This is a genomic window from Cohnella sp. CFH 77786 (assembly GCF_019400745.1).
Taxonomy (GTDB): Bacteria; Bacillota; Bacilli; order Paenibacillales; family Paenibacillaceae; genus Cohnella.
The window spans coordinates 112037-124813 of the sequence record NZ_WJIB01000018.1; the positions used below are offsets into that span (position 1 = coordinate 112037).

Annotated in this window: 14 protein-coding genes, 1 rRNA gene and 1 other RNA gene; all 16 read left to right on the plus strand. The window is 59.1% G+C overall.

Annotated features, from left to right (window positions below):
* The first annotated feature begins 32 nt into the window (after window positions 1-32).
* Window positions 33-1325: a transcription termination factor Rho gene (gene rho / locus GE107_RS22050; protein ID WP_219643196.1), complete on the plus strand. Its 1293-nt coding sequence runs from the start codon at window positions 33-35 to the stop codon at window positions 1323-1325.
* Between the two features lie 165 nt (window positions 1326-1490).
* Window positions 1491-2741, plus strand: a complete 1251-nt coding sequence (locus tag GE107_RS22055) for a radical SAM family protein (RefSeq protein ID WP_219643130.1) — start codon at window positions 1491-1493, stop codon at window positions 2739-2741.
* A gap of 185 nt (window positions 2742-2926) precedes the next feature.
* Window positions 2927-3124: a 50S ribosomal protein L31 gene (gene rpmE, locus GE107_RS22060; protein WP_219643135.1), complete on the plus strand. Its 198-nt coding sequence runs from the start codon at window positions 2927-2929 to the stop codon at window positions 3122-3124.
* A gap of 159 nt (window positions 3125-3283) precedes the next feature.
* A complete protein-coding gene (locus GE107_RS22065; RefSeq protein ID WP_219643138.1) occupies window positions 3284-3715 on the plus strand; it encodes a hypothetical protein in 432 nt (143 codons plus the stop codon).
* A gap of 72 nt (window positions 3716-3787) precedes the next feature.
* An RNA gene (ffs, locus tag GE107_RS22070) (signal recognition particle sRNA large type) lies at window positions 3788-4052 on the plus strand.
* Between the two features lie 188 nt (window positions 4053-4240).
* Complete coding sequence (locus GE107_RS22075) at window positions 4241-5383, plus strand: two-component system sensor histidine kinase NtrB (RefSeq protein ID WP_219643141.1); 1143 nt, start codon at window positions 4241-4243, stop codon at window positions 5381-5383.
* Window positions 5384-5523: 140 nt separating this feature from the next.
* On the plus strand, window positions 5524-7290 hold the full coding sequence (gene dnaX, locus GE107_RS22080) for a DNA polymerase III subunit gamma/tau (protein WP_219643144.1): 1767 nt from the start codon (window positions 5524-5526) through the stop codon (window positions 7288-7290).
* A 15-nt stretch (window positions 7291-7305) separates the two neighbouring features.
* Window positions 7306-7617 carry a YbaB/EbfC family nucleoid-associated protein gene (locus GE107_RS22085; RefSeq protein ID WP_219643148.1) on the plus strand — a complete coding sequence of 104 codons (312 nt, stop codon included), beginning with the start codon at window positions 7306-7308 and terminating at the stop codon, window positions 7615-7617.
* 90 nt (window positions 7618-7707) lie between these two features.
* A complete protein-coding gene (gene recR, locus GE107_RS22090; protein ID WP_219643151.1) occupies window positions 7708-8307 on the plus strand; it encodes a recombination mediator RecR in 600 nt (199 codons plus the stop codon).
* A 159-nt stretch (window positions 8308-8466) separates the two neighbouring features.
* Window positions 8467-8727 (plus strand): DUF2508 family protein, encoded by a 261-nt coding sequence (locus GE107_RS22095; protein ID WP_219643155.1) that lies wholly within the window; start codon window positions 8467-8469, stop codon window positions 8725-8727.
* Window positions 8724-8990 carry a pro-sigmaK processing inhibitor BofA family protein gene (locus GE107_RS22100; protein WP_219643157.1) on the plus strand — a complete coding sequence of 89 codons (267 nt, stop codon included), beginning with the start codon at window positions 8724-8726 and terminating at the stop codon, window positions 8988-8990. Before GE107_RS22095 ends, GE107_RS22100 begins: the two co-directional genes overlap by 4 nt.
* Before the next feature lie 219 nt (window positions 8991-9209).
* Complete coding sequence (locus tag GE107_RS22105; RefSeq protein ID WP_219643163.1) at window positions 9210-9371, plus strand: hypothetical protein; 162 nt, start codon at window positions 9210-9212, stop codon at window positions 9369-9371.
* Between the two features lie 24 nt (window positions 9372-9395).
* Entirely contained in the window at window positions 9396-10481 is a 1086-nt protein-coding gene (locus GE107_RS22110) for an ABC transporter substrate-binding protein (protein ID WP_219643166.1), read from the plus strand.
* Window positions 10482-10485: 4 nt separating this feature from the next.
* Entirely contained in the window at window positions 10486-11265 is a 780-nt protein-coding gene (locus GE107_RS22115; RefSeq protein WP_219643169.1) for an ABC transporter ATP-binding protein, read from the plus strand.
* Entirely contained in the window at window positions 11246-12124 is an 879-nt protein-coding gene (locus GE107_RS22120; protein ID WP_219643172.1) for an ABC transporter permease, read from the plus strand. The genes GE107_RS22115 and GE107_RS22120 overlap by 20 nt, the downstream gene beginning before the upstream one ends.
* 547 nt (window positions 12125-12671) lie before the next feature.
* A 16S ribosomal RNA gene (locus tag GE107_RS22125) occupies window positions 12672-12777 on the plus strand; the annotation flags it as partial.

The following is a 12777-nucleotide window of genomic DNA, read 5'->3' on the forward strand; positions in this document are numbered from 1 at the left end:
CAAAAGAGGGATCTTTAGTGACCGATTTCCAAATGTCCGATTTGGAAGAACTCAAGCTGACGGAGCTTTACAAGCTTGCCAAAGAGCATCAAATCGCCGCCTACGGGCAGATGAAGAAGAAGGAGCTCATCATCGCCATCCTGAGGGCCCAGGCGGAGCGCAGCGGCCACATGTTCATGGAAGGCGTCTTGGACGTGTTGCCGGAAGGCTTCGGCTTCCTTCGGCCGATCAACTATTTGCCCAGTCCCGAGGATATCTACATCTCGGCTTCGCAAATCCGGAAATTCGATCTGAGAACGGGCGACCTGGTATCCGGCAAGTGCCGGGCTCCCAAGGAGAACGAACGCTACTTCGGGCTCCTGCAGGTGAATGCCGTCAACGGGGAGCCGCCCGAGACCGCGGCCGAACGGCTTCATTTTCCCGCTCTCACCCCTCTGTACCCGCAAAACAAGCTCGTTCTCGAAACGTCCCCCTCCAAGCTGTCCACGCGAATCATCGATCTGCTCTCTCCCGTCGGACTGGGCCAGCGCGGTTTGATCGTCGCTCCGCCGAAGGCCGGCAAAACGCTTCTGATGAAGGAAATCGCCAACAGCATCTCGACCAACCGGCCGGACATCCATCTGTTCGTCCTGCTGATCGACGAGCGTCCGGAGGAAGTGACCGACATGCAGCGTTCGGTCAAGGGAGAGGTCGTCGCGTCCACGTTCGACGAGGTTCCGGAGCACCATATCAAGGTGGCCGAGCTGGTGCTGGAGCGGGCGATCCGCCTGGTCGAGCACAAGAAGGACGTCGTCATCCTGATGGACAGCATCACGCGGCTGGCGCGGGCTTACAATCTGGTCGTGCCCCCGTCGGGACGCACGCTGTCCGGGGGTATCGATCCCGCGTCGTTCCACCGGCCGAAGCGGTTTTTCGGGGCGGCGCGCAACGTGGAAGAGGGCGGCAGTCTGACGATTCTCGCCACGGCGCTCGTCGAGACGGGGTCGCGGATGGACGACATCATTTATGAAGAGTTTAAAGGTACCGGCAACATGGAGCTGCATCTGGACCGCAAGCTGGCGGAGCGCCGGATCTTCCCGGCCCTCGACATCCGCCGTTCCGGCACCCGCCGCGAGGAATTGCTCCTCACGAAGGAAGAGCTCGACAAGCTGTGGGCCATCCGCAAGAGCATGAACGACTCTCAGGAATACGTGGAACAGTTCCTGAAGAAGCTTGGAAACACGAAGACGAACCAGGAGTTTCTCGATTCGCTCGATACGTCCGGCATGCCCGCGCCCCCTAGCGGCGGCGGAGCCCGGAGATCGCCGCGGGGCGCTTCCTCCTGAACGTTACAGAAAGTTTATGCTCGCTAAAGCAATAGAGAGTGCGAAACTTTCCGTACTTGGAAAAACTTCCGCAGGCTTTCGCTGCAGGAGAGCGGTCACTCATCATCGGGTGACTGCGATAGAAGTTTTTCCTACGGTTCGCCGATCGGAAAGGAGCGTTAACGCATGCATTTGGTTTACGCCGACGAACGCGGCCAAGTTTACGACCACCCGGAGCTGCACGGGATCGCCCGCAGCGGCAGCGACCTGGTCGAGCTGATGGAGGACGAGCTGATTCCCCTTCCGGCCGGCGCCACTCTGGTCGGGCTGCCGAATACGAGAGCGGTCGGCATGGATCCGGAAACGGGCGAAATGCAGGCGCTGCCGCCGGGACACCAAGCGGTCGGCGCCTTGCTGCCGCAAGGATTCACGCGGCTGTATGTCCCCGGCTACCTGAAGCAGGATAAATCGCAGCTGTTTCCGCTCTTCGGCTATACGGCGGTCGTGTGGAAGGATGACGGCTTCTACGTTGCCGCCGATCCGACGGACGATCCCGAGCCTTGGAACCCGGAGCGCTGCGACCGCAAGGAGCTGGAGCTGCAGGTGGACCGCCTTCTCCAAGCGTATCCCGACAACCAGCTGTACCGGCATCTCTCCCATTGCGCGCTGGAATACGAGTGCTTGACGGCCTCCAATACGTTCCTGCAGCGGCTGGAAGGGGCGGTTCCCGTATCGTTCGCGTGCAATGCGGGCTGCTTCGGCTGCATATCCGAACAGCCGGACGACAGCGGGTTCCCGGCGCCGCAAACGCGGCTGAAGTTCAAGCCCGCGGTAGAAGACGTCGTGAACGTCATGCTCGAGCATCTGCGCACGCCGGACGCGATCATCAGCTTCGGCCAGGGCTGCGAAGGCGAACCGTCCACTCAGGCGCCCACGATCATCGAAGCGATCAAGCGCGTCCGCGCGCAGACCTCCAACGGCTATATCAACATCAACACGAACGCCGGGTTGTCCGATCATCTCCGCGCGATCACGGACGCGGGGCTGGATCTCATGCGGGTCAGCACGATCAGCGCGCTGGACGACCACTATAACGCCTATTACAAGCCGCGCGGTTATTCGCTCAAGAACGTGGAGAAGTCGCTGCGCTATGCCGCCGATAAAGGCGTGTACACGTCGATCAACTACCTGGTATTCCCCGGGGTGACGGATCGCGAGGAAGAGATCGAGGCGATGATCGGCTTCGTCCGCCGCACGGGCTTGAAGCTGATCCAGATGCGGAACCTGAACATCGACCCGGACGCTTATTTGGCGCTGATCCCGCCCGCTCAGGGCGAGATTTACGGCATGAAAGCGATGCTGGATATTTTCCGGGGCGAGCTCCCGGACGTCGTGATCGGCTCCTATACACACGTGCCTCCGGCGGGAGTACGGTAGTTGCGAAAAAATGAGGATGAAGGAACGCCCGAATGCGAGCGCTGCAGTGACTCGCGGAGACGTTTCGGCAAAGTTCCCGGAGAATGTTATCTTGTCACAGGTGCCCCCAGCGTGATATACTCCTATTATGTGTCCATTACTCTGGTTCCGACTGTTGATCCAGGGCGAGAAAGAAGGTGAACCCCTTGAAAGAAAACCTCCATCCGCAATATCATGTGACGACGGCGACCTGCGCTTGCGGCAACACGTTCGAAACGGGTTCGATTCGTTCGAACATCCGCGTCGAGATTTGCTCGGCATGCCATCCGTTCTTCACGGGCAAACAGAAGTTCCTGGATGCCGGCGGACGCGTTGACAAGTTCAAGAAAAAATACGGCCTGTAAGATACACTCCGTCAACAAGCGTGAGAAGACGCGCTCGGTTGGATCCATGCGAACCGTGGTTAGCGCCGGAGGGCGCGCCCGGGTCGTCAAGGAAGAAATTACGGCGGTATAGAGATAAACCTCCCTTCGCATCCTAGCGAACAAAGGGAGGTTTTTTTCATGCGGATCCAACGTAAACGGACCAAAACCGTTCGCTCCATGTTGATCGCCGGGGCGCTCATCGGGACGATCGCGCTCGCCGCAGGCTGCAACACCGCCGGCAACAAAGCGGGCATGAACAACAACGGACCGAGAGCGCAGAGCTACAGCGACGACGGGTATTTGGGAATGACGAATACCTATCCCCGCATCCCGGGCCGGAACATGACGCTCACTTATGCGAACGACGCGAACCTGATGCGCGACGCCATCCGCGACGTCCGAGGGGTGGCGGGGGCCAACATTACGTTCAACGGCCCAGAGGCATACGTCACGCTCAAACTCGATCCCGGGGTGGATGCCCGCAGGATTCCGACCGTGGAGAGGCAAGCCGCGTCCGTGCTGCGGTTCAATTTCCCCCGTTACGTCGTGCATGTGAGTTCCATGAGGTAACCATGAGGTAACGAGTAGGGAACTGTTCCCTTCGGTTGCACTTCCGGCTTTAATTCGCTATACTTATCTGTGCCGTGCTAGACGGGGAGGTAGCGGTGCCCTGTAACTCGCAATCCGCTCCAGCGAGGTTGAATTCCTGTTTGAGGTCTTGGGATGCAGGAACCGGCAAGTTAAGCGCCGTGTTGACGGCAGGGTCCTCCGCGAGGAACGGCCATGAACCCGGTCAGGTCCGGAAGGAAGCAGCCGTAAGTGGTGACGTTCTTGTGTTGGAGGAGTGCCCGGCCCGAGCGGTCTGGCTTGTGCGGCTGGATTCCAACGATCGGGGACAGGTGCACGGTCCTCATTCGATTTCAATCATTCCCGGCAGGGGAATGCAAGCACCTTGGCGAAAGCTTGATAAGCGCCGGGTGCTTTTTTTATTCCGCGTTTTGTCGAATGCTGTCCTTTTCGTAGGCCATAGGGAGGGAAGTCGACATTCGTCTCCTCGTTCGGGAGAATCAGCAATAGACCGAGGTGAAAAGGACAATGAACGGTCCGACAAGGTCTCGCCGCGAAAAAAATGCAAGCGCTAACGGTATCGACCGGCGCGAGCTTCGCGAGAAATACGCCCGCTTGTTCGCAGACCGGTTTCTCGTTGGCGGCAGCACCGGCGTCATCATCGTGGATGCCGGTTTTCGACTGATGGAAATGAGCGAAATGGTCTGCCGCTTGTTCGGTTCGGATAGAACCGAATGGTTCGGCCGTTCCTTGGAGGAATGGTTCGACGCGGTCGGATGGAAGCCTTACCCGTTTGACCGGAGCCTTCTTCGGGGCAGCGTGTTTCAAAACCGAGCGCAAGCGTGGGGGGAGGGGGAGTGCCGGCGCTGGCTGATGTTGGACGGGGATATTCTGGAGGACGGAGGCGGGGAAACGGGCGGCGCGTTCGTGCTGCTGCGCGACGTGTCCCATCTCATGCTGCTGGAAGAGCAGGTCCGCCGTTCCGACCGCTTGAAGACGATCGGCCAGATCGCCGCCGGCACGGCGCACGAAATCCGCAATCCGCTCACGGCCATCCGCGGGTTCATGCAGCTGCTCGACAAGTCCCTGATGGACCGGGGCATGTTCAAGGAGCACGAGTACGTTGGCATCATGATGTCGGAGCTGAACCGCGTCAACGAGCTCGTCAGCGAATTTCTGCTCCTCAGCAAGCCGAAGGAAGTCCGACTCGCGTCCGTCCCGGCGGGATCCGTCCTGCAGGAGATTCTTCCGGTCATCCGCAACGAAGCGCTGCTTCACGGGGTGGCCGTTCGGTACGAACCGAAGCCCGGGCTGCCGCCCATATGGGTGGACAAAGAACCGCTGAAACAGGTTTTTCTGAATTTGGCCAAAAACGCGATCGAAGCGATGAGCAAGGGAGGGACATTAATAATCAAGGAAAGGTACCGCAAGGAGAGGCCGGACCTTCTGGCCGTCTCGGTGCGGGATACGGGTCCCGGCATTCCGCCGGACCTCTTGGGAAGGATTTTCGATCCGTTCTTTACGACCAAACCGCAGGGGACGGGGCTTGGCTTATCCATCTGCCAACGGATTGTCCATGACCTCGGAGGGCACTTGGAAGTGGCGTCCGGCGCGGGGGGAACCAGCTTTACCGTCTGGCTCCCGCTGGCTTCCGATGGGGATGGATCGTAAGCGGGTTCGAGTTGGCGATTTTGCGTGAGAATGGCGTCGTAAGACGGTTATCCGTCGGGTTCGGGAGACGCGAAGCTGAAAACGGGAGTACGATGATGTATAATGAATGAAACGGCTTAACCGACGGGAGCGACGAAACGATGGCCCATTTGGCTTTGTATCGGGCCTGGCGCCCGCAGACATTTCAGGACATGGTCGGACAGCAGCATATCGTGCAGACGCTGCAGAACGCGATCCGGGAAAACCGTCTTTCCCATGCCTATTTGTTCAGCGGACCGAGAGGGACAGGCAAGACGACCGCGGCCAAAGTACTGGCCAAAGCCGTCAACTGCGAGCGCGGTCCTTCGCCGGAGCCTTGCAACGAATGCCCGGCCTGCACCCGCATTACCGCCGGCGCGGTCATGGACGTGGTGGAGATCGACGCGGCCTCCAACCGGGGCGTGGAAGAGATCCGCGACATCCGCGACAAAGTGAAATACGCGCCGACCGAAGTTCGGCGCAAAGTGTATATCATCGACGAAGTACACATGCTGACCACGGAAGCGTTCAATGCGCTGCTGAAGACGCTCGAGGAACCGCCGGGCCATGTCATGTTCGTGCTGGCGACGACCGAGCCGCACAAGCTTCCCCCGACGATCATTTCCCGTTGCCAGAGGTTCGAATTCCGCCGGGTTCCGCTGGAGGAACAGACGGGACGCCTCCGCCGGATTTGCGAGGAGGAAGGCATGACGGCGGAGGACGAGGCGCTCGCCTACATCGCCCGCTTATCCGACGGAGGGATGCGGGACGCGGTCAGCCTGCTCGACCAGATCGCCTCGTTCACGGGCGGCAAGATTACGCTGGAGCAGGCCGTCGACGCGACGGGGGGGCTGCCGTCCGAGCAGTTCGCCCGTCTAGCGGCCGCGGTCCGGGACGGGGACGTGTCCGCCGTTCTGGCGGAAATCGACGACATGATGAAGGCGGGCAAAAGCGCGGACAAGTGCCTGGAGCAGCTGATGCATTATTTCCGCGACATGCTCCTCGCCCAGCTGGCTCCCGAAGCCTCAGCCGCATCGGGACGGGTGGCCGACCTGGCCGATCTCCGCCGGCTTGCCGCGGATTTTCCACGGGAGAGACTGTTCGGCATCATCGATCTGCTGAACCGCTACCAGACGGAGATGAAGTACGCGGCGCATCCGCAAACGATGTTCGAAATCGCGATGATCAAGCTGTGTTCGGATTCATCGGCAGAAGCGGCCCCGCAGGCGTCGACCCCGGCAGGCGCCCGGCCGGGAGCTTCCGCGGGCGAGGTGGCGCAGCTGCAGGCGAGATTGGGGGAGCTGGAACGGAAGCTGGAGGCCGCGCTCAAGAACGGCGTCGCCGCCGGCTCCGGCGGGGCAACCCAAGCGGTCGGGGGACGATCTTCCGCTTCGAACGCCGCGCAGGCCACCGCCAAGAGCGTCCGTACCCGCGTCAAGCTGGACGGATTCGTGGCGGCTCATGATTCCCCGCAGTCGAAGGAGCTTCTGGCGAAGTGGCCGCAAGTGTTGCAGCGGGTCAAGGAAGAGCGGGTGACCGTGCATGCGTGGCTGGTGGACGGCGAGCCTGCGGCGATCGCCGAGGGCACGGTGCTGATCGCTTTCCGCAACACGATCCACCGCGAGACGACCGAGAGGCCCGCGAACAAGGCTTTGATCGAAAGCGTGCTCTCGTCCGTGCTGGGACAACCCGCCCAGCTGGCGACCGCCATGCAGAAAGAATGGCAGGAAGCGCTGGCCGCGGGGGCCGGGCTGTCGCGCGAGGAAGCGGCGGCCGGGGAAGAGCTGAAGCTCGTGCCGGAAGACGGAGCCGAGCAGGCGCGCGAACCGGTCGTGGAAGAAGCGCTCCGCCTGTTCGGGGAAGAGCTTGTCGTAATCCAAGATGACTAAGGAGGCTGACCATCCATGAACAACATGAACCAAATGATGAAGCAAGTGAAGAAAATGCAGGAGCAAATGCTTAAAGCCCAGGAAGAGCTGGGGAACAAAACGGTCGAAGGCTCCGCGGGCGGCGGCGTGGTTACCGTAACCGCGAACGGCCATAAGAAGGTAACCCAAATCGTCATCAAGCCGGAAGCCGTGGACCCCGACGACGTCGAGATGCTCCAGGATCTCGTGCTGACCGCCGTCAACGACGCGATGGCCAAAGCCGACGAGCTGGCCAATCAGGATATGGGCAAGTTCACCGGCGGCATGAAAATCCCCGGCCTGTTCTAGAAAAACAAGTTATGGGGTCCCCAAAAAGGAATCGGAATAAGCTTCGAAGAATCACGCCACTTTTTGGGGAAGAAGAGAGGAGCCTCATCGTTGTTCTACCCCGAACCGATCGCCAAGCTGATCGACGCGTTCTCCCGCCTTCCGGGAATCGGTCCGAAGACGGCCGCCCGGCTGGCGTTTTTCGTGCTTCGCATGAAGGAAGAAGAAGTGATCGATTTCGCCAAGGCGCTCGTTAACGTCAAACGCAATCTGACCTATTGCTCGATATGCTGCAACATTACCGACACCGATCCTTGCCGGATCTGCTCCGACAAGACCCGCGACGTGTCGGTCATCTGCGCCGTCCAAGAGCCCAAAGACGTGGTCGCCATGGAACGAACGCGCGAATTCACGGGCCATTACCACGTCCTGCACGGGGCGATCTCGCCGATCGAGGGGATCGGCCCGGACGACATCCGCGTCGCCGAACTGGTCAAACGGCTGGGCGACGACCGCGTGCAGGAATTGATTCTGGCGACCAATCCCAATATCGAGGGAGAGGCGACGGCGATGTATTTGTCCCGCCTCGTCAAGCCCTTCGGCATCAAGGTGACGCGGATTGCCCACGGCCTCCCTGTCGGGGGCGACTTGGAGTATGCGGACGAAGTCACGCTGTCGAAGGCGCTGGAAGGCCGCCGGGAGCTGAACTAACCGTACGAATGCACGCTTGTCACGCCCTCCGGGGCGTTTTTTATTTTCCGGTCGATCTCGGTGAAACGGTTCTAAATCCCTCTGTCCGCAATAAACATCATAATGGGTTGTCCTTCCTGTCCGGACAATACCGTCTTATGACTTCGGGAGGGATGCGCCGTGCTGGGGAAAACGAAAAATCAATGGCTGGCGGCTCAAACGCGGGACAAAATGGAGATGATCGACGACGTGCGCAAAGCGGAGCTCGAGCTAAATACGGCCCGGTGGCGCTTCGACGATGCCGTGGGGCAGGACCAGGTGGACTATGCCATCTACACGCTGGAGGCCGCCGAGAAGAAGCTGGACATGCTGCTGCGCAAAGCCAAAGCGCTCTGGAGCCAGACGCCTCCGGATGAGGGAAGACGGGGGAATATCGGATGAAAACCGTCTGGATGGTTACGTTGATCGTATCTTCGGTGCTTCTGGCGGCGATTCTGGTGAAACGGAAGCTGCCAGCGGGCTGGCTCACCCGGTTCGGCGCCCATTTGGCGCTTTCCGCGATGGCGATCTACGCATTGAACTACTCGGGGTGGGTGACGGGACTGTACATTCCGCTGAATCCCGTGACGATCGGCGCCGTGACGCTGCTCGGTCTGCCCGGGATCGCGCTGATCGCGGGACTGCAATATACGCTGCTGGCTTAACGCCGCCTGCCGGGGAGCAGGCGGTTTTTTTGCATCATTCAGATTTTATCAGTTTCACGCCTATTCTTATTTGAATGATCTTCGATAAAAACGACATTCTATGTCCCTACAGGACGACGAAGTCGTTTTACTTGTGTTTCTTCGTTTCCGGACTCCGCCATCCTTAATCCGGTAGGCGGTCTCTGTCCCGTACTCACCTTTCTCCGCGGATATCATAAGTTGAAATCAGATAACGCGTTTGGCGGCGGAACCGGCAGCACGATCGCACGAGGGGTCGCCATGGTTGCCAAGCGGCTTGCCGGACAAGCCCGAAGGAGGGGGCTGATTAACGATGGCGAGTCCTCTTCCGGACGGTTCCGAGGCGTGACAATCGACATCTGACCAGACAGGGAGGAAAGAAATTCGATGAACGAAAAAAGAAAAACCGCCTCCGTACTGCTTTCTTTTTTGTTGTTGGCACTGGTTGCGGCTTGCGGGGGCAAAACCGAGCCGGCCGGCCCGGCATCCGAATCCGTAATGCCTTCAGCGGCCCCTTCTGCGACTCCCTCTGCCGAAGCAACGCCGAAACAAGTCGTCACGGTCAAATTTTCCGAAGTCATCCGCTCCATCTTCTACGCGCCCCATTATGCGGCGATGTCGAAAGGCTTTTATGAGGAAGAGGGCATACGGGTAGACATGAACACGGCGCAAGGCTCCGACAAGGGAGCGGCGGCGCTCATTGCCGGAACGGCCGACATTTCCATGGTCGGACCGGAAACCGCCATCTACATTTACAACCAGAAAGGCGGCAAGACGCTCAAAATCTTCCACCAGCTTACGATGAAGGACGGTTCCTTCTTGCTGTCGCGGAACAAAGTCGATTCGTTCAAGTGGAGCGATCTATCCGGGAAAACGATCATCGGATGGAGACCGGGCAGCTCGCCCCAAATGGTCATGAACTCTCAATTGGCCAAGGAAGGCGTTAAGGATGCCAAAGTGATTACCAATATCGCCGCTCCTGCGATGGTTGGGGCTTTCACGAACGGACAGGGCGATTTTATCCAAGTGTTCGAGCCGGTCGCCTCGATGTTGGTGAACACGGGCAAAGCCTACTATGCCGCATCCCTGGGAGAATCGTACGGAACGTTCCCGGAAACCTCCTTCGTGGCCACTTCGGACTTCATCAGGGACCGCCCCGACGTCATCCAAGGGTTCGTCAACGCCGTTGCCAAAGGGCAGCGGTGGCTCGGCAAGGCATCGCCGGATGAAATCGCCGATGCGCTTATGCCGTACTTCGAAGGAACGTCCAAGGAGTTGATCCTGGCATCCGTCGAGCGCTACAAGAAGCAGGACACGTGGCCGGCGGTGCCGGAGCTCACGCCTGAAGCTTTCGAAACGCTGCAGAACGTGCTGATCGACAACGGCGTACTCAAGCGGGAAGAGAAATTGGCGAACATGGCGGACGTCGTGGATATGAGCTTCGTGCGCAAAATCGGGCAAGAAGGGAAGTAAGCCGATGGCGCAAATCGAGCTGAACGGCGTGGGGCTCAGCTATTTCACCTTGAAGCAGGAAACGGAAGCGTTGCGGGATGTCCGAATGACCGTCGAGGCGGGGGAATTCATCAGTATCGTCGGGCCGAGCGGATGCGGGAAGAGCACCCTGCTCTCCCTCATCTCCGGCATGATGAAGCCGACGAGAGGGACAGTCGCGATCGACGGTACGGAAGTGAGCGGGACATCGCCCAAAGTCGGGTACATGCTTCAGCACGATCACCTGTTCGAATGGCGCGACGTGCTGAGCAATCTGCTGGTCGGCGCGGAGGTTCGCAAGATGGACCTCCGCAAAGCCCGGCAAAGGGCTCGCGAGCTGATGGGTCGGTACGGATTGGGGGATTTCGCCCATCACAATCCGACGCAGCTATCCGGCGGCATGCGGCAGCGGGTGGCGCTGATCCGCACGCTTGTGACCGAGCCGGACATTCTGCTGCTGGACGAACCTTTCTCCGCCTTGGATTATCAGACGCGGTTGTTGCTGCAGGACGAGATTTACAGGATTATCAAGGATCAGGGCAAGACGGCCATCCTGGTCACCCACGATATTTCGGAGGCGATCAGTATGGCGGACCGCGTCTTGGTCATGTCCCGGAGACCGGGTACGATATCCGCCGTTTACCCCGTCCGCTTGGGCGAAGGGAAGGGGCTGACTCCTTGGCAAAAGAGGGAAGCAGCTGGGTACCATGCGTACTTTAACGCCATATGGAGGGAGCTGGGAGGCCATGTCCACACCGTCGGATGAGGAATCGCGGCTAACGGGTGAAACGGGCGGCGAGCGTAGGGGATTACGGGCGGCAACCAAATCCTCCTCCCCGCAGTACGAAAGCTATCTTCGTTTCCAGAAGCGCAAGCTGGTTCTGGTGTGGGGGTCCCGCTTCGCGCTGCTTGCCGCGCTGCTTGCGGTATGGGAGCTCGCAGCCGCCCGGCATTGGATCGATCCGATGCTGACGAGCCAACCGTCCCAGCTGCTTCGTTCTTTCCGCGAACTCGCGTTTGAAGGAAACTTGTTGATGCATACCCGCATCACGGCATGGGAAACGATCGTCAGCATGGCGGTCTCCATGACGTTGGGCGTCGCCATTGCCGTTCTCCTCTGGCTGTCGTCCTTCGCTTCCAGGGTGATTGAGCCCTACATGGTGGTGTTGAACGCGTTGCCTAAAGTGGCGCTGGGACCGATTTTCTACATTTGGCTGGGAGACCGTTACTCGATCTACGGCATGGCGATCGCCATTTCTTTGGTGGTCACGGTCATCATGGCCGAGAACGGGTTCCGGGAAATCAGCAAAACGAAGCTGAAACTGATGGAGTCGCTTGGGGCTTCGCGGATGCAGATGCTCCGCATGGTGCTCCTTCCGGCCAGTATCCCCAATATGATCGCCACATTGAAAGTGAACGTGGGGCTGACGCTGGTCGGCGTCGTGATGGGTGAATTTTTGTCGTCCAAGGCGGGTCTCGGCTATCTGATCCTATACGGCGGGCAAGTGTTTCAGATGAACATGGTCATGGTGAGCATTGCCATGCTCGCTCTTCTGTCCGTCATTTTATATGGGATCGTGAACGGAATCGGATATTTGGCCTCGCGGGTTCATCCGATCGAATAAGATCTGCGCGCGGAAACCGCCTTAAGGTGTCGTCAGTGTCGTCCGTAATAGGATATCCGAGGCGCCGGTATCGATCCGGTTTCTCGGTGCGCAGAGCCGAACGTTTGGCTATTCCTGCTCCGACGGTTAACCCTGAAATAACCGATCTAACGGATTTCGGCTTGATTGAGTGCCGACAGGCCTGCAATCGTCCTTCGCTCCCGTACGGAGCGGGGGGGCGATTGATTCTACGTAAATGGATATTTTTTCTGTTGACGAGGATTAGGCTGATGTGATACATTAACTCTCGCGCTTGTTTCGGCAAGCCCGGCCGAGAGCCGATCGGATGAAACGGAACGAAAATTTCCAAAAACATCCGGTTGCACGGACCGAACGCAATGTGATATATTATTTGAGTCGCCGCTGATGCGGTGGGCGCAAGCGAGGCTGACGAAGCCGAGCGAATTGCTCCTTGAAAACTGAACATCGAGCGTAATACGGATTCGAACTTCGGTTCGAAAAACCAGCTTTAACTTTTGAGCCATTAGGCTCTTCAATAAGGTTTACCTTTATGGAGAGTTTGATCCTGGCTCAGGACGAACGCTGGCGGCGTGCCTAATACATGCAAGTCGAGCGGAGTTGTGAGAGAGCTTGCTCTCGAGCAGCTTAGCGGC